24 protein-coding genes are annotated in these 20,710 nt (G+C 59.6%); 12 read left to right on the forward strand and 12 right to left on the reverse strand.

Features of this window, described 5'->3' with window-relative positions:
* The first annotated feature begins 149 nt into the window (after positions 1-149).
* The 3 genes from ACA053_RS22020 to ACA053_RS22030 all read left to right on the forward strand — a co-directional run bounded on the left by ACA053_RS22020 (position 150) and on the right by ACA053_RS22030 (position 3,606).
* Positions 150-1,766 carry an inorganic phosphate transporter gene (locus ACA053_RS22020; protein ID WP_497393701.1) on the forward strand — a complete coding sequence of 539 codons (1,617 nt, stop codon included), beginning with the start codon at positions 150-152 and terminating at the stop codon, positions 1,764-1,766.
* Between the two features lie 254 nt (positions 1,767-2,020).
* Entirely contained in the window at positions 2,021-2,887 is an 867-nt protein-coding gene (locus ACA053_RS22025; protein WP_497313133.1) for a 2OG-Fe(II) oxygenase family protein, read from the forward strand.
* The gene (locus ACA053_RS22030; protein WP_046031989.1) at positions 2,884-3,606 is read left to right on the forward strand and encodes a TylF/MycF/NovP-related O-methyltransferase; all 723 of its coding nucleotides are present in this window, start codon (positions 2,884-2,886) and stop codon (positions 3,604-3,606) included. The genes ACA053_RS22025 and ACA053_RS22030 overlap by 4 nt, the downstream gene beginning before the upstream one ends.
* Before the next feature lie 115 nt (positions 3,607-3,721).
* Here the strand turns inward: ACA053_RS22030 and ACA053_RS22035 are convergent, their stop codons facing one another.
* Positions 3,722-4,618 carry a LysR family transcriptional regulator gene (locus ACA053_RS22035; protein WP_497393702.1) on the reverse strand — a complete coding sequence of 299 codons (897 nt, stop codon included), beginning with the start codon at positions 4,616-4,618 and terminating at the stop codon, positions 3,722-3,724.
* A 120-nt stretch (positions 4,619-4,738) separates the two neighbouring features.
* Between ACA053_RS22035 and ACA053_RS22040 the strand changes: the two genes are divergently transcribed.
* A complete protein-coding gene (locus tag ACA053_RS22040; RefSeq protein WP_497393703.1) occupies positions 4,739-5,497 on the forward strand; it encodes an SDR family NAD(P)-dependent oxidoreductase in 759 nt (252 codons plus the stop codon).
* A gap of 141 nt (positions 5,498-5,638) precedes the next feature.
* On the opposite strand, the gene ACA053_RS22045 is transcribed toward ACA053_RS22040, so the two are convergent.
* A complete protein-coding gene (locus tag ACA053_RS22045; RefSeq protein WP_497393705.1) occupies positions 5,639-6,073 on the reverse strand; it encodes a multidrug/biocide efflux PACE transporter in 435 nt (144 codons plus the stop codon).
* A gap of 90 nt (positions 6,074-6,163) precedes the next feature.
* On the opposite strand from ACA053_RS22045, the gene ACA053_RS22050 reads away from it, so the two are divergent.
* Positions 6,164-7,018: a LysR family transcriptional regulator gene (locus ACA053_RS22050; protein WP_497313141.1), complete on the forward strand. Its 855-nt coding sequence runs from the start codon at positions 6,164-6,166 to the stop codon at positions 7,016-7,018.
* Between the two features lie 112 nt (positions 7,019-7,130).
* Here the strand turns inward: ACA053_RS22050 and ACA053_RS22055 are convergent, their stop codons facing one another.
* The 4 genes from ACA053_RS22055 to ACA053_RS22070 all read right to left on the reverse strand — a co-directional run bounded on the left by ACA053_RS22055 (position 7,131) and on the right by ACA053_RS22070 (position 9,736).
* Entirely contained in the window at positions 7,131-8,366 is a 1,236-nt protein-coding gene (locus ACA053_RS22055; RefSeq protein ID WP_497393706.1) for an RNA polymerase sigma factor, read from the reverse strand.
* Positions 8,366-8,857, reverse strand: coding sequence for an SRPBCC family protein (locus tag ACA053_RS22060; RefSeq protein ID WP_497313145.1), 492 nt, complete (start codon positions 8,855-8,857; stop codon positions 8,366-8,368). Before ACA053_RS22060 ends, ACA053_RS22055 begins: the two co-directional genes overlap by 1 nt.
* Positions 8,858-8,884: 27 nt before the next feature.
* On the reverse strand, positions 8,885-9,229 hold the full coding sequence (locus ACA053_RS22065) for a YciI family protein (RefSeq protein WP_497313147.1): 345 nt from the start codon (positions 9,227-9,229) through the stop codon (positions 8,885-8,887).
* An 81-nt stretch (positions 9,230-9,310) separates the two neighbouring features.
* Entirely contained in the window at positions 9,311-9,736 is a 426-nt protein-coding gene (locus tag ACA053_RS22070; protein WP_497313149.1) for a YybH family protein, read from the reverse strand.
* A 141-nt stretch (positions 9,737-9,877) separates the two neighbouring features.
* Between ACA053_RS22070 and ACA053_RS22075 the strand changes: the two genes are divergently transcribed.
* Positions 9,878-10,363, forward strand: coding sequence for a GNAT family N-acetyltransferase (locus tag ACA053_RS22075; RefSeq protein WP_497313152.1), 486 nt, complete (start codon positions 9,878-9,880; stop codon positions 10,361-10,363).
* 7 nt (positions 10,364-10,370) lie between these two features.
* Positions 10,371-10,976: a pyridoxamine 5'-phosphate oxidase family protein gene (locus ACA053_RS22080; protein WP_497393707.1), complete on the forward strand. Its 606-nt coding sequence runs from the start codon at positions 10,371-10,373 to the stop codon at positions 10,974-10,976.
* 131 nt (positions 10,977-11,107) lie between these two features.
* On the opposite strand, the gene ACA053_RS22085 is transcribed toward ACA053_RS22080, so the two are convergent.
* From ACA053_RS22085 to ACA053_RS22095, 3 genes are all read right to left on the reverse strand, one after another.
* A complete protein-coding gene (locus ACA053_RS22085; RefSeq protein WP_109634174.1) occupies positions 11,108-11,596 on the reverse strand; it encodes a GNAT family N-acetyltransferase in 489 nt (162 codons plus the stop codon).
* A gap of 315 nt (positions 11,597-11,911) precedes the next feature.
* Positions 11,912-12,397: a GyrI-like domain-containing protein gene (locus tag ACA053_RS22090; RefSeq protein ID WP_109634176.1), complete on the reverse strand. Its 486-nt coding sequence runs from the start codon at positions 12,395-12,397 to the stop codon at positions 11,912-11,914.
* Positions 12,398-12,465: 68 nt separating this feature from the next.
* Positions 12,466-13,128, reverse strand: coding sequence for a LysE family translocator (locus tag ACA053_RS22095; protein WP_497313160.1), 663 nt, complete (start codon positions 13,126-13,128; stop codon positions 12,466-12,468).
* Between the two features lie 139 nt (positions 13,129-13,267).
* On the opposite strand from ACA053_RS22095, the gene alaC reads away from it, so the two are divergent.
* Positions 13,268-14,485, forward strand: a complete 1,218-nt coding sequence (gene alaC, locus ACA053_RS22100; RefSeq protein WP_497393708.1) for an alanine transaminase — start codon at positions 13,268-13,270, stop codon at positions 14,483-14,485.
* Positions 14,486-14,598: 113 nt separating this feature from the next.
* Here alaC and ACA053_RS22105 read toward each other — a convergent pair whose 3' ends face one another.
* Entirely contained in the window at positions 14,599-15,951 is a 1,353-nt protein-coding gene (locus ACA053_RS22105; protein WP_497393709.1) for a GntP family permease, read from the reverse strand.
* Between the two features lie 82 nt (positions 15,952-16,033).
* Positions 16,034-16,567 carry a gluconokinase gene (locus ACA053_RS22110; RefSeq protein WP_497313164.1) on the reverse strand — a complete coding sequence of 178 codons (534 nt, stop codon included), beginning with the start codon at positions 16,565-16,567 and terminating at the stop codon, positions 16,034-16,036.
* A 215-nt stretch (positions 16,568-16,782) separates the two neighbouring features.
* Between ACA053_RS22110 and gntR the strand changes: the two genes are divergently transcribed.
* Entirely contained in the window at positions 16,783-17,814 is a 1,032-nt protein-coding gene (gene gntR / locus ACA053_RS22115; RefSeq protein ID WP_497393710.1) for an HTH-type transcriptional regulator GntR, read from the forward strand.
* Positions 17,815-17,895: 81 nt separating this feature from the next.
* Here the strand turns inward: gntR and ACA053_RS22120 are convergent, their stop codons facing one another.
* Entirely contained in the window at positions 17,896-18,768 is an 873-nt protein-coding gene (locus ACA053_RS22120) for a LysR family transcriptional regulator (protein ID WP_497393711.1), read from the reverse strand.
* 121 nt (positions 18,769-18,889) lie between these two features.
* Here ACA053_RS22120 and ACA053_RS22125 point away from each other — a divergent pair, with 121 nt between their 5' ends.
* The 3 genes from ACA053_RS22125 (at position 18,890) to ACA053_RS22135 (ending at position 20,701) form a co-directional block, all read left to right on the forward strand.
* The gene (locus ACA053_RS22125; RefSeq protein WP_497393712.1) at positions 18,890-19,321 is read left to right on the forward strand and encodes a PACE efflux transporter; all 432 of its coding nucleotides are present in this window, start codon (positions 18,890-18,892) and stop codon (positions 19,319-19,321) included.
* Positions 19,322-19,378: 57 nt separating this feature from the next.
* Positions 19,379-20,011 carry a glutathione S-transferase family protein gene (locus tag ACA053_RS22130; RefSeq protein WP_497313169.1) on the forward strand — a complete coding sequence of 211 codons (633 nt, stop codon included), beginning with the start codon at positions 19,379-19,381 and terminating at the stop codon, positions 20,009-20,011.
* Positions 20,012-20,170: 159 nt separating this feature from the next.
* Positions 20,171-20,701, forward strand: coding sequence for a hypothetical protein (locus ACA053_RS22135; protein WP_497318332.1), 531 nt, complete (start codon positions 20,171-20,173; stop codon positions 20,699-20,701).
* The last annotated feature ends 9 nt before the right edge of the window (positions 20,702-20,710 follow it).

Genomic DNA, 20,710 nt, shown 5'->3' on the forward strand with positions numbered 1-20,710 from the left:
TTTCGCGGGCAAGCCTCGCTCCTACAGAGACCGGGTGGATTCTGATTAACGGAACAGCAAAAAACCCAAACCCTGACCCAGGGCAGTCTCTCTGTAACATTTGGCAACGATCATGACGAACATTCCTTCCCTCCTCAGGATTGTCCGTCATGGCTACGCCTTCCTACACCGCCGAAACGCAGGCTCCCGCCAGTAGCGCCAAACCGCAACTCGATAAAAAGCCCAGCCTGTTCACCCTCGTGGTGTTTTTCGGGGTGCTGGCCAGCGGGTTGTTGTTTACCGCCTACAGCCTGATACACGACATGAGCGAACTCGGCACGGTGGTCACCACCTGGACGCCGTTTCTGCTGTTGGGCGTCGCGCTGCTGATCGCCCTGGGCTTTGAGTTCGTCAACGGTTTCCACGACACCGCCAACGCCGTGGCCACGGTGATTTACACCAACTCGATGCCGCCGAATTTCGCCGTGGCCTGGTCGGGGTTCTTCAACTTCCTCGGCGTGTTGCTGTCGAGCGGCGCGGTGGCGTTCGGCATCATCGCCCTGCTGCCAGTGGAGCTGATTTTGCAAGTGGGCTCCTCCGCCGGTTTCGCGATGATCTTCGCCCTGTTGATCGCTGCGATCCTGTGGAACCTCGGCACCTGGTGGCTGGGCTTGCCGGCCTCGTCGTCGCACACCTTGATCGGCTCGATCATCGGCGTCGGCGTGGCCAATGCCCTGATGCACGGCCATGACGGCACCAGCGGCGTGGACTGGGCGCAGGCAACCAAGATCGGTTACGCGTTGCTGCTGTCGCCGCTGGTCGGCTTCGGTTTTGCCGCGTTGCTGCTGCTGGCCCTGCGGGCATTCGTCAAGAATCGCGCGCTGTACAAGGCACCGGTCGGCAACACGCCTCCGCCGTGGTGGATTCGCGGCATGTTGATTGTGACCTGCACCGGCGTCTCGTTCGCCCACGGTTCCAACGACGGCCAGAAAGGCATGGGCCTGATCATGTTGATCCTGGTCGGCACGTTGCCGATGGCCTATGCGCTGAACCGCACCATGCCGGCCGACCAGGCGCTGCAATTCGCCGCCGTCGCCGAAGTTACCCAGCAAGCGCTGGTGAAAAGCGCACCGATGCCGGCCCCGGCCGACCCGCGTCCGGTGCTCTCCGAATACGTGCGCAGCAAGGAAGCCACGCCGCAACTGGTCCCGGCCCTCGCCGCCCTCACGGGCAGTATCGGCGCAGAGGTCAAGGGTTACGGCTCGCTGTCCAAAGTGCCGGCCGAGGCCGTGGGCAACGTGCGTAACGACATGTACCTGACCAGCGAAACCATTCGCCTGATGGACAAGAACAAGGTCGGCAACTTCGACGCCGACACCAGCGGCAAGCTGCAACTGTTCAAGCAACAGATCGACAACTCGACGCGCTTCATTCCGCTGTGGGTAAAGATCGCCGTGGCGATCGCGCTCGGGCTGGGCACCATGGTCGGCTGGAAGCGCATCGTGGTGACCGTCGGCGAAAAGATCGGCAAGACCCACCTGACTTACGCCCAGGGTGCCTCGGCAGAAACCGTGGCCATGCTGACCATCGGTGCGGCGGACATGTTCGGCTTGCCGGTGTCGACCACTCACGTGTTGTCCTCGGGCGTGGCCGGGAGCATGGTCGCCAACGGCGGCGGCTTGCAGATGAGGACCATCCGCAACCTGCTGATGGCCTGGGTGCTGACCTTGCCGGCGGCGATTGTGCTGTCGGGCAGCCTGTATTGGCTGTTCACCCAACTCTTCTAGCCCAACACATACCTCCTGTAGGAGCGAGGCTTGCCCGCGAAGGCGGTGTGTCATTCAACGATATTGTCGACTGACACACCGCCTTCGCGGGCAAGCCTCGCTCCTACAAGGGGATTTTTTGTGCGCGGGACAACGCATTTCGTCGCAAATTCAGGCGTTTACCTTTTTATTGATTCACCACCCGCCGGATTGCACTTCAGTTTGCTAACGTGTGGCCGACTCTTAAGAGACTCGTTGCATTCAGGAGTGGAATCGTGAATCTGTACATCAATCAGCTTCAACAGAAAGCTGACTTCAAAGAAGCCATCTACGCCGGCGACATCTTCCTGAACACTCAGCTGCGCGCTGCCAAAGAGCTGTGTGCGTTCGCCCAGGAAAGCATCACCGCCGCTTTCAACGGCGAGACCAATCACCAGGCGCTGCACACGCTGATGCCGGTGGAAGAATTCGTGGTTCTGGTGACGCGCCTCAAGGGCCAGTTCACCAACAGCCAGCGCGCCAAGGACCTGATCCTGTCGTTCATCGACGAGATCGGTGTCGACCCGCGCGAATACATTTTCGACGTGCCGCGCATTCGCGTGGTGCCGAACTATGACTACCTGCACGCCGGTGTCAGCTATGCCTACAAACCGCATCGCGACACGTGGTACGGCAGCGTCGATTGCCAGATCAACACCTGGATGCCGGTGCACACCATCAGCCCCGACCAGACCATGATGATCAACGCCGGTTACTTCGACGTACCGGTGAAGAACACCTCCAGCGAATGGAGCCTCAACGACTGGATCAGCAACCAGCGGCACAAGGCCAAGGACAACCTCAAGGAGGAAGTCCGCGTGCACCCGGTGCCGATGGAAGCGATCAACACCGCGTCAGAAGTGCGCATCGCCGGCAACACCGGTGAGATGCTGATCTTCTCCGGCTCACACCTGCACGGCACGGTCGCCAACCACACCAACCAGACCCGCTTCAGCGTGGACTTCCGCCTGATGCACCTCGACGACCTCAAGCACAAGCGCGGCGCGATCAACGTCGACAGCGCCTGCCCTGATGTCGGCGCCGGTTTCAAAGACTATTTCCACGCCCACGACTTCTCGAATTTCCAAGGAATCCAGCAATGACCAAGCGTCGCATCACGCCTGCCGAGGCCCAGTACAACGAAACCCGTGCCAACGTTCTGAAACGGGTCGATGCCGAGTACGTGGCCGACGCACCGTTCGTCTTTGCCAACCGCATCGGCGTCACCGCTGCACTGTCGCGCATGGAACTGTTCAAGAAAGTCGCTGAAGTACCGGGCGCGATCATCGAGTGCGGCGTGTACAAGGGCAACTCGCTGATGCTGTACATGCACTTGTCGATGATTCTCGAGCCGTACGCAATCAACCGTTCGATCGTGGGCTTCGACACCTTCGAAGGCTTCCAGAGCATCGACAAGAAAGAAGACCCGGCCGACGTCAACGAGACCATGTTCTCCGACACCGACCAGTCGCTGATCCAGGACATGATCGACGCCAACGACCTGCTGCGCCCGGTCAACCGCATCCCGCGTTGCGAGCTGGTCAAAGGCGACATCGTCAAGACCGTGCCGGAGTGGGTCAAGACCCGTCCGGACCTGGTCGTGGCCATGCTGATCCTCGACACCGACCTGTACGAATCGACCAAAGTCGCGCTGGAAACCTTCCTGCCGTACATGCCAAAAGGCGCCATCGTGGTCCTGGACGAAGTGGCTTACCGCAACTTCCCGGGCGAAACCAAAGCCCTGCGTGAAGTGCTGGACCTGAACAAGATCGAGCTCAAACGCCTGCCGTTTGATAGCTGCGTAGGCTACTTCCACGTCTGACACAAAACCCTGTGGGAGCGGGCTTGCCCGCGATAGCGGTCTTACATTCAATGATGATGTTGAATTTGAAACCCCATCGCGGGCAAGCCCGCTCCCACAGGTTATGAGTTGTTCTTCAGATTGTGGACTGGATGACGTTTGCCAGCCAGTCCATGAACGCTCGCACCCGCAGCGGCAAATGCCGTTGCCGGGCGTAGAGCAACGAGACTTCCATCGACGGTGCGCTGAACCGCGGTAGCACCGCCACCAGATCACCGCGATCCAGATGCGACTGCATGCCCTTGACCGGCGCCTGAATCAGACCGAATCCCCCCAGACACGCCAGCTCATAAGCATCGGTGCTGTTCACCGTCACACTGCCTGCCATCGGCAATTGACGCGGCTTGCCCTCCACCTCGTACAAAAAACCGTCCGACCGCGAACCCAATACGCCGACGTAATGCACCATGCGGTGCTGCGCCAGGTCTTCGAGCGTTTCAGGCATCCCGTAGCGCTGCAGATACGCCGGGCTCGCGCAATTGACCATCGCAAAATCACACACGCGGCGAGCGACCACCGATTGATCCGGCTGCGCACCGACCCTCACGACGCAATCAAAGCCTTCCCGCTGCAAATCGACCCGGCGATCAGTGGTGCTGATTTCCAGTTCGAGGTTGGGGTGCAGCGCCATGAATTCCGGCAAACGCGGCAGCACCATCTGGCGCCCCAAAAAGTTCGGCATGTCAAAGCGAATCCGCCCGGTGAGCGACGCCGCATCCTGACGAAACAGCCCTTCGATTTCATCCATGTGCGACAGCAAATCCTTGCTGCGCTCATACAACACCAAGCCGTCCTGCGTCGCCTGAACCCGGCGCGTGGTGCGTTGCAACAGGCGCGTGCCCAGCAGCGCTTCCAGCGCTTGAATGTGCTCCGAGACCGTGGACCGGGGCAGGCCCAGGCTCTCCCCCGCCAAGGTAAAGCTCGACATCTCGCTGACGCGAACGAAGGTGCGCAGCAGTTCCAGCTTGTTCATGGACCGACCTTTATTGTTCGGATTAACCGACCAGTGTTTCCGATTTAAGTCTGTTTATCACTTCAGGGCGGATAAATAAACTTCCTCCACACCGCTACCCACCACCCTTGAGGAAGTCCCATGAACCGTAAAATCGCACTGATCACTGGCGCCAGCCGCGGCCTCGGCAAAAACGCAGCGCTGCATCTGGCCGCCCAAGGCATCGACATCATCGGCACCTACAACAGCAAGGCCGATGAAGCGCAGGCACTGGTTGCAGAAATCGAAAGCCTTGGCGCTCGGGCGGTGATGCTGCAACTCGACGTGAGCCAAAGCGACCGCTTTGAAGCATTCGCTACGCAAGTCGCCGACGTGTTGCGCAGCCGTTTTGACCGCCCGCACTTCGACTTCTTGCTCAACAACGCCGGCATCGGCCTGACCGCGAGCTTCGTCGACACCACCGTCGCCCAGTTTGACTTGCTGATGAACATCCACCTGAAGGGGCCGTTCTTCCTCACCCAGAACCTGCTGCCGCTGATGGCGGACGGTGGGCGCATCCTCAACGTGTCCAGCGGACTGACCCGTTTCAGCCTGCCGGGTTACGGCGCTTACGCAGCGATGAAAGGTGCGATGGAAGTGCTGACCCGCTACCAGGCCAAGGAACTCGGAGCCCGCGGTATTTCCGTGAACACACTGGCACCGGGCGCCATCGAGACCGACTTCGGCGGCGGCACCGTGCGTGATAACAGTGACGTGAACAGCTACGTCGCCAGCAATACCGCGTTGGGTCGGGTGGGTCAGCCGGATGACATCGGTGCTGCGATTGCATTGCTGCTGGCACCGGGTAGCCAGTGGATCAACGGCCAGCGCGTGGAAGCGTCCGGCGGGATGTTTCTGTAACCCCTAAACCTGTGGCGAGGGAGCTTGCTCCCGCTCGAGTGCGAAGCGCTCGCAAAATCTCCAACAGTTGCCGAGATTTTGGGGCTGCTTCGCAACCCAGCGGGAGCAAGCTCCCTCGCCACAAAGACTGTTCACTGTGGGTTAGCGAGCAGTAGATACCATCAACATGCGCTCACGCACCACGTCATACGCCCAGTGATAAACGTAGGTGTACGGCAGGAAAAACAGCAACACGCCGATGTCCAGCAGGAATGCTTGCCACAGGCTGACCTTGAGCCACCAGGCAATCAGCGGCACACCCATCGCAACCAGCCCGCCTTCGAACAGCAGCGCATGGACAACGCGTACCCAAGCGTTGTGCACGACGCCGTAGCGTTTGAGCAAACGGTCGAACAGGCCGTTGAAGACCACGTTCCAGCCCAGGGCAAGCGCCGCAATCACAACGGTGACAGCGCCCATTTCAATCATCGGCTTGTCCATGATCCACGCCAACAGCGGCGTACAGATCAGGATGGCCAGCACTTCGAAACCGATGGCCTGGAGAATTCGTTCAGTGATGGATTTGTTGACGTTCATGGCCAGACTCCTCTGAGTGACTGTGGTTGCCATGATCCCGCCTCGCGCCGATACTTCATAACCAATAACCATCGATCAAGGCGATAGTTCATGGCTTCTCAGGAAGTGTTGCAGGCGTTTGTGCAGGCGGCGACGCAAGGCTCGTTTTCTGCGGCGGCGCGCAAACTGGGGCGCAGTCAGTCGACGATCAGTGCCGCGGTGGCCAGCCTGGAGATTGATCTGAACCTGACCCTCTTCGACCGCAGCAGCCGCAAACCGAGCCTGACCCCGGCCGGGCACGTGATGCTGCAACGGGCCGAGGAAATTCTGGCCGCCACCAGTCGCTTGGAGATGACCGCCAGCCAGCTGTCACAAGGGGTTGAGCCGAAGCTGACGGTGGCGATTTCCGACACCTATCAATCCGACCGATTCGAAGCGGCGTTGAGTGCGTTCGAGCAGCGTTATCCAGACCTTGAGCTCGAATGCCTGATTGCTGAATGCGATGACCTGGTGGCATTGGTGCAAAGCGGTCGGGCGCATGTCGCCTTCGCCGAGAAGCAGGACAGTTACCCGCCGGATCTGGTCAGTTCGACCGTGGAGGAACGCACGGAAATCGCCCTGTTCGTGTCCCGTGAGCATCCGTTGGCGGCGCTGAGGCTCGTCGATCAAGACGTGTTGCAACAGCATCGGGAGTTGCGCCTGGCGACGATCGTCAATCCGTATGAAAGCCGTGCGAAAGGCCGCGTCTGGTCGGCGCCGAGTTACCTGATGCTGCTGGAAATGGCCCAGGGCGGATTCGGCTGGGCGCCGTTGCCGCGATGGCTGGTGGAGCGGTTTGGCCCGGGGACATTGCAGGAACTGGACGTGCGCGGCTGGCCGAAACCGGTGTTTGTCGATGCCCTGTGGTCACGGTTGCATCCGCCGGGGCCGGCGGGGAGTTGGTTGCTCGGCAAGATGCTGGAATAGCGGTGCCGCTATTCGCGAGCAAGCCCGCTCCCACATTTGACCGAGTTCCTCCTGAACGAACCGGATTGAATGTGGGAGCGGGCTTGCTCGCGAAGAGGCCAGAGAAATCACATCACCTTAGAGCCTTGATCCGCGCCTCGATAAACCGCCGCTCCGGCACCTGCTGCGTCAACTCCAGCGCCCGTTCATACGCCGCCAGCGCCTCTTCACGCCTCCCCAACTGCCGACAAAAATCCGCCCGCGCCGAATGCGCCAAGTGGTAATCCAGCAGATCCCCCCGCTCCAGAATCCCTTCCACCAACACCAACCCCGCCAGCGGCCCATCCTGCCTGGAGATCGCCGCCGCTCGGTTCAGCTCGATCACCGGCGAAGGCACCGCCGCCAACAACACGTCATACAAACCCACAATCTGCTGCCAGTCAGTCTCCCCCGCCGTGGGCGCTTCGGCGTGCACCGCCGCAATCGCCGCTTGCAGGCAATACGGCCCGAATCGTCCCGTGGTCAACGCCGCTTCCACCAGCGCGCAACCTTCGGCAATCATTTCGGCGTTCCACAACGAGCGATCCTGTTCATCCAGCACAATCAACTCACCGCTCGCCGACGTCCGGGCCGGGCGGCGTGATTCATGCAACAGCATCAACGCCAGCAGCCCCATCACTTCCGATTCCGGCAGCAATTCCATCAACAACCGCCCGAGCCGAATCGCTTCGCGTGTCAGGTCTTCTCGAGTCAGTTCGGTACCGACCGACGCCGAGTAACCTTCGTTGAACACCAGGTAAATCACCCTCAGCACACTGTCGAGGCGCTCGGGCAGTTCCGCCAGCGTCGGCACTTGATAAGGGATTTTCGCGTCACGGATTTTCGCCTTGGCGCGCACGATGCGCTGGGCGATGGTCGCCGGTGCCGAGAGAAACGCCCGGGCAATTTCCTCTGTGGTCAGGTCACACACTTCGCGCAGGGTCAACGGCACCTGGGCGTCCGACGCAAGGGCCGGGTGGCAACAGGTGAAGATCAGGCGCAAGCGATCATCTTCCACGTCTTCATCACTCCAGTCGGCCTGCTCCAGCGCCTCCAGTTGAGCGATCAACATCGGCCGGGAAGCGGCAAAACGCGCGCGCCGACGCAACACATCAATGGCCTTGAAGCGCCCGGTGGACACCAGCCAGGTGCGCGGGTTGTCCGGCACACCGTCACGCTGCCAACGCTCGACCGCGACGAAAAACGCCTCGTGCAGGGCCTCTTCGGCGAGGTCGAAATCGCCGAGCAAGCGGATCAGCGTCGCCAGAATCCGCCGCGAGTCTTCGCGGTAGACCTGTTCGACCCGAGCCGTGACCGAAGCGTCAGTCATCAGTCCGGCATGCCTTCAGTCACCAGCGTCACCAAGCGATCGAGGCTTTGTCCCCAGCCTTCGTGAAACCCCATGGCCTCGTGCGCCTGGCGGTCTTCTGCGGACCAGTGCATGGCCCGGGCGGTGTAGAGGGTTTTGCCGTCCTTGTCTTCGAGCGTCACTTCGGCCGACATGAACGGTTTGCCCGAAGGAATCCAGCCCGGAATGAACGCGTCGGTGAACACCAGTCGTTCAGGTGCGACGATCTCCAGAAACACCCCCATGGTCGGGTATTCCGTCCCGTCCGGCGCGCGCATCAGGGTGCGAAACTGGCCGCCGACCCACAGGTCCATTTCGCATTCCGGCGTGGTCATGCCGTGCGGCCCCCACCACTGAGCAAGCAAGGCCGGCTCGGTCCAGGCGCGGAAGATCTTGCGGCGCGGCGCGTCGATCAGCCGACTGATGGATAACTCGAATTCGGCAGGCTGATGCTTGTAGGGTTGTGGACTCATGGGGATCTCCTGTCTTGTGATTGTTATTCAGGGATTCAACTGGCGAACGGGCCGCACCTCGACACTGCCGACCCGGGCCGCCGGGATGTTGCCGGCGACCTGGATCGCTTCGTTGAGGTCCTTGGCATCGATCAGGTAGAAGCCGGCCAACTGCTCCTTGGTTTCGGCGAACGGGCCATCGGTGATCGACAGTTTGCCGTTGCGCATGCGTACGGTGGTCGCGGTCTGCACCGACTCCAGCGCCTCGGCCGCGATCATCCGGCCGCTGCCCTCGATCGCCTCGGCGTAGGCCATGCACTCGGCGTCATGGGGACTGTCCGGCTGCGAGTGCAATTGCTGTTCGTTGCTGTAGACCAGGCATAGGTACTTCATGTGGGCTCTCCCGGATCGAACTGATCAACTATGGCTGCTGATTGGCGTTTTGGCGCTGCTTCCCGATAAACAGCCTGACGATCAGGGTTCCAGATTGAACAGCGCCGTGCCGCTCGTCATGTCGAACGGGGCCGACCAGTGTTCGTGGACGATGCGCCATTCCCCGGCATCGCGCCGATAGCAGGCGGTGACGCGCATCCAGCAGGCCTGGGTTTCACCTTGTTCGTTGGTGCCGCCGCAATGGGCCAGCCAGTGGGCGAAGGCGATGTGCTCGTCCGCGACGATGTTCATGTGGTCGAAGTCGAACGTGTGCGCGCCCTGGCACATTTCCATGCACTCCTCCCAATGCGCGCGGTAAGCCGCCTTACCCCGGAATTGCAGGGCCTTGACCGCGTCGTAGGAGACGATGTCGTCGGCATACAACGGCATGAGTTTCTCGACGTTCTTGGCGATGACCGCTTCACGATAGGTGTCGATCAGGGCCTGGATTTCATGGGTTGCGTTCATGGTGGTTCTCCGTGGTTTTTGTTGTGAAGACACCTTTAGTCGTCTGGCGCACAGCCAATTCGACAGTCGAAATAAAAATAATCCATGAACGCAAACTCGCTAGAATCCGAAACACATTTACGTTGGAAAAAGGACACTCCAGTGACAACCCGACTCGTGCCTTACGAAAGCCTGAACGCGCACCAGCGCCAGCAGGTCGAGGCCATCGAAGTTCATAAAGAACAGATCAAATTCTCCGGCGACATCCACGGCGCGTTGCACACCTTGCTGTCCAAGCCCGGCCCCGGCGTCGAAGGATTTGCGCTGCTGGCCGAGGAGGTTCCAGTGGCCTTCCTGCTGCTCAAGCGCCCGCCCGTGTTACCGGCGTGGGCCGATGAGCACAGTGCGACCTTGCATGCGTTGCAGGTCGATCATCGCGCTCAAGGCAAAGGTTATGGGAAGGCCTGCCTGCAAGCCCTGCCTGACGTCGCTCGCCAGGCGTTTCCGGAGATCAAGGCACTGGAATTGTCGGTGGATGCAGACAACGAGGCCGCCATCGCGCTTTATGCAAAATTTGGCTGGGTCGACAGCGGCGAAGCGTACAGGGGCCGGATCGGTTATGAACGGCGAATGAGTCTGATTTTCTGAGGTGGTTATGCTCGACAGCATCGAAGCACTGGAAGCGATCTACGGCCAACCCCACGATCGCGCCGTGCGCAAGCAGATTCCGTTTCTGAACAAGGACTATCAGGCGATGATCCGCGCCTCGCCGCTGGTGATCATCAGCTCGGTTGGCCCCGATGGTATGGACGGTTCGCCCCGGGGCGATACGCCGGGTTTCGTGCGGATCATTGACCCGCAAACCCTGGCGATCCCGGATCGGCCGGGCAACAACCGCATCGATACGCTGCGCAATGTGGTGCTCGATTCACGGGTGTCACTGCTGTTCATCATTCCAGGAATCGGCGAGACGTTGCGGGTCAACGGCACGGCTAAGATCAGCGCGGAACCGGCGTTGCTGGAAAGCTTCGCGGTGAACGGCAAACCGGCGCGCACGGTGATGCTGGTGACCGTGGAAGCGGCGTACTTCCATTGCTCGAAAGCGATGGTGCGTTCGGATGTGTGGAACCCCGAAAAGCATCTGGATCGATCAGCGTTGCCGACGGCGGGGGCGTTTCACAAGCGCTTGAGTGACGGGCAGTTCGATGCCGAAACGTATGACCGGGAAGCGCCGGCGCGGGTGCGGGATAGCCTCTATTAGAATTGATCAGGATTGCCTTCGCGGGCAAGCCTCGCTCCTACAGGTTCGCATCGATGTGAAATGTTGTGTTCGACTCAATCGTGTAGGAGCGAGGCTTGCCCGCGAAGGCCATTCACGCCACACCGCTTCAATCAGAGCGTCAACACCATCTCATGCCACGCCATGCCGCCATGGTCCGAAGCTGAAGGCTTGATGTAGGCAAACCCGAATCCGGCATACAGCGGAATGTGCCGTTCTTTGCACATCAGGTGGAGGGTGGTCTTGCCCGTCGCCCGCATCCGCTCGATGAATTCGCCCATCAAACGCTTCGCCAACCCCTGCCCCTGATAATCCGGATGCACCACCACCGACATGATCACCACATGCGGCCCGGCCGGGTCGTGGCCGATCAGTTCCTTGAACGCTTCGTCTGACATTTCCACTTCAAACGCCGCACCGGAATTGATGAAACCGGCTACAACGCCGTCCACTTCGGCGACGATGAAACCCTCGGGCCAGGTGGCGATGCGGGTAGCGATTTTCTCGCGAGTGGCGGCTTCGTCGCCTTCATAGGCAACGGTTTCGATGGCGAAGCAGCGGTCCAGGTCGGCGGGGGTGACGTGGCGGATGACGGTGTTCATGGCAGCTCGGATTCAGCGTGGGAAAGGCTGGGGATCATAAATTAATAAGGTGTTCATATCGATCACTGCTGACGTCGTAAAGCCTTCGTATAGGCGCTTTCATTGCCGATCGGTTCGGATTATTGGTGTTGCCTGTCTCTGACCATCAATAGGGGGAACACACCATGAGCAGCGTTCAGATCGGCCTTCTCTTGCTGTTGGGCATCAGCACGTTTGGCTTTGTGACGTTGTCGATTGACGTGTTGCGAGCGCGACGGATGAAGCAAGGCAAGTGACGTTCAAGAGGCGGACCCGGTCCGCCTCTTGATGCGCTCGTCAGGCTTTGAGCGGTAGCCAGATTTCCAGAACGCCGGTATTGAGCTTCGGGTTGAAATCTTCGCTGTAGCGTTCGAACTCCGGGGCGTCTGCCGCTTCTTTACCGGACTGCGGCAGCCAGGTTTTCCAGATGTACTGAAAGGTCGCGGGTAACTGGTCCAGCGAGCCTTTGTGCTCGAACACCGCGTAATGCTGGGGCTGAACTTCGACCCAGCGGTACTTGTCGGGCAGGTCGTCGAGTTTGTCGATTTCGATGCCGGCGATGTATTCAAAACCACCTTTGCCATCAGGATTGCAGCAGATGCCGTAGGTCACTTCGCTTTTTTGGCCGGGGATCTTGCCAATCTCGGGAATGAATTTTTCCCAAAGCGCTGGGATGTCTTTGGTTGTAGCTGCGGTAAATCGACCACCGAGGCCTGCTATCAGCAGGAAGTGCCCGTGTTCAAAGCGTGGTTCGGCCGGTTTTACGCCTGTTTGCTCATCCATGACTCAACTCCTGAGACGAAAAAAGTGGGTTCGGCTGGGAGTATAGAAGCCAAACCCGATTCGCCCAATTACAGGGCGTGCAACTGCTCGACGGCGCTGCTGCCAACGAACTCGTTATAACCCGATAGGATCACGTAGACCGCGAAATAGCAGAAGATCGCCGCCGATGCCATGTAGGAGTAACGCAGCAGTTTGTCCCCCAGCAACTTGCCTCCATGGCTCGCGGCGAAGCACAACGCGACACACCAAAGCACCCCGGCGCACAGAAAACCACCGAGAAACAACGCAGAGCTGACGGCATCACCGCCACCGGAACGCGCGATCAGTGTGCCGCCTACCGCCGCGAACCAGAGAATGGCGCTGGGTGATGACATGGCGAGGAAGATCCCACGGAAAAACTCCTTTCGGTGAGAGTTCTGCCCCACTTCGGCGGACTGCGCCAGCACTGCTTCATGGTGAATCGCCGAATAAATCATCTTCGCCGCGAAATACACCAGCAACGCCGAACCGCCGATCCACAGAACCCAGCGCACGGTTTCGTATTGCAGCAAAACGGTCATCCCCGCCAGCGCCAGCACCGCGTAAATCAGGTCACCGACACAGGTCCCCAAGCCCAAAGCAAAGCCTTGAAAATAGCCGCGTTGCATGGCCAATGTGATCATCGCGATATTGGCCACGCCGATATCCAGGCACAGCGAAAGGCTCAGCAGAAAGCCGCTGGTAAATTCCATCAACCGGGTTCCTTCGGACAAATTTGTTTACAGAGTCGCTGGACAGTGTGCCATACCAGCCCTTATCTTCCGCAACAGGCCACCGCAGTGGCCAGCGTCGCTCGGACGGTTCCGGGCGCTCACGTTATCCGAGGCACCAATGGCTAACCCAGGTTCGCCGCGCCGTTTTGCGCGCATAGATCGACTCCCCCCTTACGTATTCAACATCACTGCCGAGCTGAAGATGGCCGCCCGTCGTCGTGGCGAAGACATCATCGACTTCAGCATGGGCAACCCTGACGGCCCTACCCCGCCGCACATCGTCGAAAAACTGGTGACCGTCGCCCAGCGCGAAGACACCCACGGTTACTCGACGTCAAAGGGCATTCCGCGTCTGCGCCGGGCGATTTCCAACTGGTACAAGGATCGCTACGCCGTCGACATCGACCCGGAAACTGAAGCCATTGTCACCATCGGTTCCAAGGAAGGCCTGGCGCATTTGATGCTGGCCACCCTCGACCAGGGCGATACCGTGCTGGTGCCGAACCCGAGCTACCCGATTCACATCTACGGTGCCGTGATTGCCGGCGCCCAGGTGCGTTCGGTGCCGCTGATCCCGGGCGTGGACTTCTTCGCCGAACTGGAAAGCGCGATTCGTGGCTCGATCCCGAAACCGAAAATGATGATCCTCGGCTTCCCGTCGAATCCCACTGCGCAGTGCGTGGAGCTGGACTTCTTCGAGCGGGTGATCGCCCTCGCCAAGCAATACGACGTTCTGGTGGTGCACGACCTGGCTTACGCCGACATCGTCTACGACGGCTGGAAAGCCCCGTCGATCATGCAGGTGCCGGGCGCCAAGGACATCGCGGTGGAGTTTTTCACCCTGTCCAAGAGCTACAACATGGCGGGCTGGCGCATCGGTTTCATGGTCGGCAACGCCGAACTGGTCAACGCCCTGGCGCGGATCAAGAGTTACCACGACTACGGCACGTTCACCCCGCTGCAGGTCGCGGCCATTGCGGCGCTGGAAGGTGATCAGCAGTGCGTCAAGGACATCGCCGAGCAGTACCGGCAGCGTCGCAACGTGCTGGTCAAAGGCCTGCATGAACTGGGCTGGATGGTCGAGAATCCGAAAGCGTCGATGTACGTCTGGGCGAAGATTCCAGACGCCTATGCGCACCTGGGCTCGCTGGAGTTTGCCAAGAAGATGCTCGCCGAGGCCAAGGTCTGCGTCTCGCCGGGTGTCGGGTTTGGTGAGTATGGGGATGATCATGTGCGCTTTGCGCTGATCGAAAACCAGGACCGGATTCGTCAGGCTGTGCGCGGGATTCGCGGGATGTTCAGGGCGGATGGGTCAGTCAGCAAAACCAACGTCTGACACAAAAAACTGTGGGAGCTGGCTTGCCAGCGATGAGGGCTTAACATTCAACGAAGATGCTGAATGTAAGTCCGCCATCGCGGGCAAGCCCGCTCCCACCTGTTTTGCAGCGTTTAGACGAACATCGACAGCAGCAGGATAAAGCCCAACGCAACAATGGACAGGATGGTTTCCATCGCGGTCCAGGTCTTGAAGGTTTCCGCCACGGTCATGTTGAAGTACTGCTTCACCAGCCAGAAACCGGCGTCGTTGACGTGAGACAGGATCAACGAACCGGCACCGGTGGCCAGCACCAGAAGCTCACGGTTCACCCCCGGAATCATCCCCACCACCGGCACCACGATGCCCGCGCCAGTGATGGTCGCCACGGTTGCAGAACCGGTCGCGATACGAATCACCGCCGCCACCAGCCAGGCCAGCAGGATTGGCGAGATCTGCGCTTCCACCGCCATGTTGCCGATGACATTGCCAACGCCGCTGGTCACCAGCATCTGCTTGAAGCCACCACCGGCACCGATGATCAGAATGATCGCGGCGGTTGGCGCAAGGCTGGCATCCAGCCATTTGAGCATCTGGTTGGAGCCAATGCCCTGCTTGTAACCGAAGGTGTACAGCGACAGCAGCAACGCCAGCAGGAGAGCCGAGATAGGGTGACCGATCAGGTCCATGAAGGTGCGGAAGAAGTTACCGTCCGGCAGCACCACATCGGCAAAGGTCTTGAGCAACATCAGGAAAACCGGCGACAGCACGGTGATCAAGGTGATGGAGAAACTCGGGAGATCGGCAGAGTCGTTTTCACGTGCCAGTTGATCCACCAGTTCCTGGTTAGGATGACCGGGGATGTATTTGGCGATGAAGGTGCCGTAAATCGGACCGGCAATAATGGCCGTCGGCAGCGCAACAATCAGACCGTAAAGAATGGTTTTACCGATGTCGGCACCGAACACACCAATGGCCAGCAACGGACCCGGGTGCGGCGGAACCAGGCCGTGCACGGCGGATAGACCGGCCAGCAGCGGGATACCGATCTTGATGATCGACACGCCGGTGCGCCGGGCGACGATGAACACCAGCGGGATCAGCAGCACGAAGCCGATTTCGAAGAACAGCGGAATGCCAACCAGGAACGCGGCGAACATCATCGCCCACTGCACCTTGTCCTTGCCGAACGCACGAATCAGGGTCTGGGCAATCTGATCCGCCCCGCCCGACTCGGCCATCATTTTGCCGAGCATGGTGCCCAGCGCCAGGATGATCCCGACGAAACCGAGCACCCCACCGAAGCCGTCCTGGAACGCCTTGATGATGGTGCCGATCGGCATGCCGGAAGTCAGCCCGAGAAAGGCTGCGGCGATGATCAGGGCAATAAAGGGGTGGAGCTTGAACTTGGTGATCAGGACGATAAGCCCGATCACCGTGACCACTGCATCGAGCAGCAGGAACGTCTCGTGGGACATGCCAAACATTAGGGGTGTCTCCTGGTTGTTGTTGTTATTAAAGCGAGTAATTCGCAAGCCATAAGGACAGCGCTATCTCTTCTGGCAAAACTCATACGGCTTGTTTCAGGCCATGAGCCTGCCACCAGTCATGGGCTTGCTTCGCCAGTTGCTCGACGCTGTGGTTCGAAGCGTCCAGAGCCAGGGTCAAGGGCTCGCCAACGGGCGATTCAAGTGTGGCGAACTGGCTGTCGATCAACGTCGACGGCATGAAGTGGCCCGGCCGATGGGAGACACGATCAGCGGCGACTTCCGGGGTCAGTTCAAGAAACACGAAGCCCAGGCCCGGCAAGGCGCTGCGCAGGCGTTCGCGGTAAATGTGTTTGAGCGCCGAGCAAGTCAGCACCGGGCGCTGGCCTTGGGCGTCAACGCGGCGCAGTTCATCGCACAGGCTGTCGAGCCAGCCGGCACGGTCGTCGTCGTTCAGGGGGATCCCCGCGCTCATCTTTTCGATATTGGCGGCAGGGTGGAAAGTGTCGCCTTCAATGGCGGTCGCGCCGCTGAGTTGGCACAAGGCCTCGCTGACGCAAGTCTTGCCGCAACCGGCAACGCCCATGATGACCAGGGCGGTGATGGATTGATTCATGTAACACCTCAGCACGCAGACAGCGCTACCTTTGCCAGTTGTGACACTTGAACAAAAGTAGAAGTTGCCGACGCCTTCTTGTCATTTTTGTGGGTTGCAGCATGTTCGTTCCCAATGCCAAAAAGCGGGGATCAGGCAAACCCCGCTCACGCATTTGCAGCTGCATCGAGACAGCGCTACCTTAGTGCCTCGAATTTTGTTTGGCAAGCCGTCCGATGATCTCTCCTAAAAACGATAAAAATACGCGCACCACTGGCCGCCCTACCCTGAACGAAGTGGCGCGCCTGGCCGGTGTCAGCCCGATCACCGCCTCCCGCGCCCTGCGCGGCGTCAGCACGGTGGCCACCGAACTGGTGGAAAAAGTGCAGAAAGCAGCCGCTGAACTCAACTACGTGGTCAACCCTGCCGCCCGCGCCTTAGCCTCGGCCCAGAGCCATTCGGTGGTGGTTCTGGTGCCTTCGCTGTCCAACCTGCTGTTCATCGATACGCTGGAAGCCATTCATCAGGTTTTGCGTCCCAAGGGCTTCGAAGTGCTCATCGGCAACTTCCATTATTCGCGTGACGAAGAAGAAAACCTGCTGCGCAATTACATGGCGTATCAGCCGCGTGGCCTGCTGCTCACCGGTTTCGACCGCACGGAAAGTTCGCGCCGGATGATCGAGGCGAGCAACATTCCGTGCGTGTACATGATGGAACTGGACAGTGCGGCCGGGCTCAATTGCGTGGGTTTTTCGCAACTCGCTGCAGGTGAAACGGCGGCGCAGCATCTGCTGTCCCGTGGCCGTAAACGCCTGGCCTACATCGGCGCGCAACTGGATCAACGCACGTTGCTGCGTGGGGAGGGTTTCCGCAAAGCCCTGCAAAAGGCCGGTCTGTATGACCCGGGCCTGGAAGTGCTGACGCCACGGGCTTCATCCGTCGGCCTGGGCGGCGAGCTGTTTCTTCAATTGATGGCCAGTCATCCTGATGTGGATGCGATCTTCTTCGGCAACGACGACCTGGCCCAGGGCGCACTGCTTGAAGCCATGCGCTGTGGGATCAAAATCCCCGAACGCGTGGCGATCCTCGGTTTCAACGACCTACCCGCCTCGGCGCATATGGTGCCGCGGCTGAGCAGCATCAGCACCCCGCGCGAGGCGATTGGCCGGCGTTCGGCGGAGTTGATGCTGATGTTGCTGGCGGGGAATCCGGTGGTGAAACCGGTGCAAGACATGGGGTTTGAGTTGAAGGTGCGCGAGAGCACCTGATTCCGCCTTCCAGCTGAAATGGATGATGTCAGTCACTGCGCCTTCGCGAGCAAGCCCGCTCCCACCGGAATCACCGCATGCTCAGCGTCCCATCAACTCCACAAACGCCAACGCGCCTTTCTGCAACGGCTGGCTCTTGAGCCACACCGCGTGCACCGGCAGCACCAGACCGTTCTCGATGTTGCGGAAACTCAGGCGCTTGAGCTTTCCGGCATCGAGCAACGGCTGCACCACCGACAACGGAAAATTGCCCCAGCCCAACCCGGCTTCGACCATGTCCAGCGCCATGGCCAGGGTGTCGGTGCGCCAATAGGATTCGCCCACCAAGGGCCGGGTTTCACTGATCGGCAAGTCACAACTGGCAACGATGATTTGCCGCACGTGAACCAGATCCTCCAGAAACAGATCCTCGCCCTGAAACAGCGGATTGTCCGCCGCCAGCGTGGCGATCATCCGCTCTGTACCGACGAACTGGAATCGCTCCAGTACATTCATGCTCAACCTAGCGAACGCCAGGCAAACACTGACGCGGCCGCAGTGGAGCATCGCCAGCACATCGTCCTGGGGCGCGCTGAGTACTTCTATTTCCAGTAGCGGATGACGCTCGGCGATGACCTTGATCGCGGCCAGCAAACGGCGCTTGTCGAGGTCTGCCACGACGCCAATCGACAACTTGCTTTCCAGCCCCAGCGACAGTTCGATCGCATGCACTTGCAGCTGCTTGAGTTGTTCGGCGATCAACCGCGCGTGCGGTACCAAGGCGCTGGCCATCGCTGTCGGCACCGGTTCGCGATGGCTGCGATCGAACAGCGGATAACCGAGCTCGGCCTCCAGATTGGCAATGCCCATGCTCACCGCCGACGGCACTTTACCCAGCGCACGCGCTGCCGCGGAAAACGAGCCGCGCTCGATCACGGCAAGGAACAACTCGATGCTGTCGCTGTTGAAATTCATCCCTCGTCCTATCAATAAAACTGAAAGCTACTGACTTTTTCTGTCAGCTCTATTGAAGCTATCTTTCGCCGCCTTCGCCAGTGCTCCTGGCTTCAAGTTCGCAAAAAAGAGGCAAATCTGCATGCAAGGCGTTAAACGCAAACTGGTCTACGTGTCGCTGTACGAAGTCATCGGCATGACGATTTCGGCACTGGGCCTGGCCCTGTTGTCAGGCACCTCGCCGGGCAGCACTGGCCCATTGGCAGTCATCATCACCACCATCGCGGTGACCTGGAATTTCATCTACACCTCGTTGTTCGAACGCTGGGAAAGCCGCCAGCCATCGCGCACCCGCACCGTTAAACGGCGCGTCGCCCACGCTGTGGGATTTCAACTAACCTTGATAGTGTTTCTCATCCCGCTGATCGCCTGGTGGATGAACATCAGCCTGGTGCAGGCCTTCCTGCTGGACTTGGCGCTGATCATTTTCATCCCGTGCTACACCTTCGCGTTCAACTGGCTGTTTGATCGCACCTTTGGGTTGCCGGCCTCGGCATTGCCGGATCCGGTTTGAAAACCACGCAAGGTCTGTCAGATTCCTGAAGCGTCGAATCGCTAACGGAGTAGCTCAATGGAACATGCACTGAAAATCCTCGGCAAAGCGTCATCCATCAACGTCAGAAAGGTCCTGTGGACCTGTGAGGAACTGGCTGTTGCTTACGAACGTGAGGACTGGGGCGGCGGTTATGCGTCCACCCACACGCCGGAGTTTCTCCGGCTCAATCCCAATGCCCAGGTGCCGGTGATCATCGACGACGCGGGCGTGCTGTGGGAGTCCAACACCATCTGCCGCTATCTGGCCGGCAAGCACCACAACACCGAGCTGTTACCGCACGACCCGGCCGCGCGCGCTCGGGTCGAGCAGTGGATGGACTGGCAAGCCACCGAACTCAATGCCTCATGGAGCTACGCGTTCACGGCATTGGTGCGCAAGGATCCGGAGTTTCAGGATCCGCATCACATTGCCGCCGGTGTACGTGGCTGGAACCAGAAGATGGGCATCCTCGAGCACCAGCTCACGACCACCAAAGCGTATGTCGCCGGCCCACGTTTCACCCTGGCCGACATCGTCATCGGACTGTCCGTCAACCGCTGGTTGATGACGCCGATGGAGCGGCCCGACTACCCGGCCATCGACGAGTATTTTCAACGACTGGCACAACGTCCGGGCTTCCTCAAATACGGCTGCAATGGTTTGCCTTGATGCCAATGCTGCTTGCCGCCGGGCGGCAAAGGTTAACCGCAAAACCTGCGCCGCCCGCCTCGAAAAACATGTAACTAGCTGACACATATAGTATTTTTTATATAGGCATACTATTTGCTCAACACACTGCACCACAAACACCTACAAGGTCGACTCACTATGTTGGTCAGTGAAAAACAAATACAAATGATCCCCTTGTCCAAGCGGCCGGGGAAGAACTCGACCGCCGAAGCCGCTGACGGACTTCAGGGGGCGATGCTGCAAACGTTGCAAAGCAACGTTCAGGCGAAAGCTGCGCAGATAGAGCAATCGGCCACCCAAAACGCCACGCAGCAAGTCAGTGAGGCGAGCAGAATCAGCGACAACGTGGATGAAGCCTTCGCGAAAACCCGCGTGGGACTGCAAGCCTCGTCCGCCAAACTTCCAGTCGAGACTCAATTAGCCACGGATGCCTTCAAGGAATACATGAGCAAAACCCCGGAAGAGCGCATGCAAGACGCCATTCTGGAAGAGATGGGTTTGACGAAAGAAGAAGTGGAGCAAATGCCGCCGGAGAAACAGCAGGCGATTGCTAAAGAGATGGCCGAGCGCATGGAGGACAAGATCAAACTGGCGCAGGCCGAGAAAGAAAACGCCAGCAGTGAAAAAGGCAGCAGCCAGGTGGTCGACAAGTTTCTTGCTTCGCTTTAACAGCTGGAA

It is taken from the genome of Pseudomonas sp. LBUM1672 (genome assembly GCF_059695655.1).

Coding starts and splice junctions, on each gene's coding strand:
- ACA053_RS22020 (WP_497393701.1), top strand. CDS start 150: ATGGCTACGCCTTCCTACACCGCCGAAACGCAGGCTCCCGCCAGTAGC.
- ACA053_RS22030 (WP_046031989.1), top strand. CDS start 2,884: ATGACCAAGCGTCGCATCACGCCTGCCGAGGCCCAGTACAACGAAACC.
- ACA053_RS22035 (WP_497393702.1), bottom strand. CDS start 4,618: ATGAACAAGCTGGAACTGCTGCGCACCTTCGTTCGCGTCAGCGAGATG.
- ACA053_RS22040 (WP_497393703.1), top strand. CDS start 4,739: ATGAACCGTAAAATCGCACTGATCACTGGCGCCAGCCGCGGCCTCGGC.
- ACA053_RS22045 (WP_497393705.1), bottom strand. CDS start 6,073: ATGAACGTCAACAAATCCATCACTGAACGAATTCTCCAGGCCATCGGT.
- ACA053_RS22050 (WP_497313141.1), top strand. CDS start 6,164: ATGGCTTCTCAGGAAGTGTTGCAGGCGTTTGTGCAGGCGGCGACGCAA.
- ACA053_RS22055 (WP_497393706.1), bottom strand. CDS start 8,366: ATGACTGACGCTTCGGTCACGGCTCGGGTCGAACAGGTCTACCGCGAA.
- ACA053_RS22060 (WP_497313145.1), bottom strand. CDS start 8,857: ATGAGTCCACAACCCTACAAGCATCAGCCTGCCGAATTCGAGTTATCC.
- ACA053_RS22065 (WP_497313147.1), bottom strand. CDS start 9,229: ATGAAGTACCTATGCCTGGTCTACAGCAACGAACAGCAATTGCACTCG.
- ACA053_RS22070 (WP_497313149.1), bottom strand. CDS start 9,736: ATGAACGCAACCCATGAAATCCAGGCCCTGATCGACACCTATCGTGAA.
- ACA053_RS22080 (WP_497393707.1), top strand. CDS start 10,371: ATGCTCGACAGCATCGAAGCACTGGAAGCGATCTACGGCCAACCCCAC.
- ACA053_RS22085 (WP_109634174.1), bottom strand. CDS start 11,596: ATGAACACCGTCATCCGCCACGTCACCCCCGCCGACCTGGACCGCTGC.
- ACA053_RS22090 (WP_109634176.1), bottom strand. CDS start 12,397: ATGGATGAGCAAACAGGCGTAAAACCGGCCGAACCACGCTTTGAACAC.
- ACA053_RS22095 (WP_497313160.1), bottom strand. CDS start 13,128: ATGGAATTTACCAGCGGCTTTCTGCTGAGCCTTTCGCTGTGCCTGGAT.
- alaC (WP_497393708.1), top strand. CDS start 13,268: ATGGCTAACCCAGGTTCGCCGCGCCGTTTTGCGCGCATAGATCGACTC.
- ACA053_RS22105 (WP_497393709.1), bottom strand. CDS start 15,951: ATGTTTGGCATGTCCCACGAGACGTTCCTGCTGCTCGATGCAGTGGTC.
- ACA053_RS22110 (WP_497313164.1), bottom strand. CDS start 16,567: ATGAATCAATCCATCACCGCCCTGGTCATCATGGGCGTTGCCGGTTGC.
- gntR (WP_497393710.1), top strand. CDS start 16,783: ATGATCTCTCCTAAAAACGATAAAAATACGCGCACCACTGGCCGCCCT.
- ACA053_RS22120 (WP_497393711.1), bottom strand. CDS start 18,768: ATGAATTTCAACAGCGACAGCATCGAGTTGTTCCTTGCCGTGATCGAG.
- ACA053_RS22125 (WP_497393712.1), top strand. CDS start 18,890: ATGCAAGGCGTTAAACGCAAACTGGTCTACGTGTCGCTGTACGAAGTC.
- ACA053_RS22130 (WP_497313169.1), top strand. CDS start 19,379: ATGGAACATGCACTGAAAATCCTCGGCAAAGCGTCATCCATCAACGTC.
- ACA053_RS22135 (WP_497318332.1), top strand. CDS start 20,171: ATGTTGGTCAGTGAAAAACAAATACAAATGATCCCCTTGTCCAAGCGG.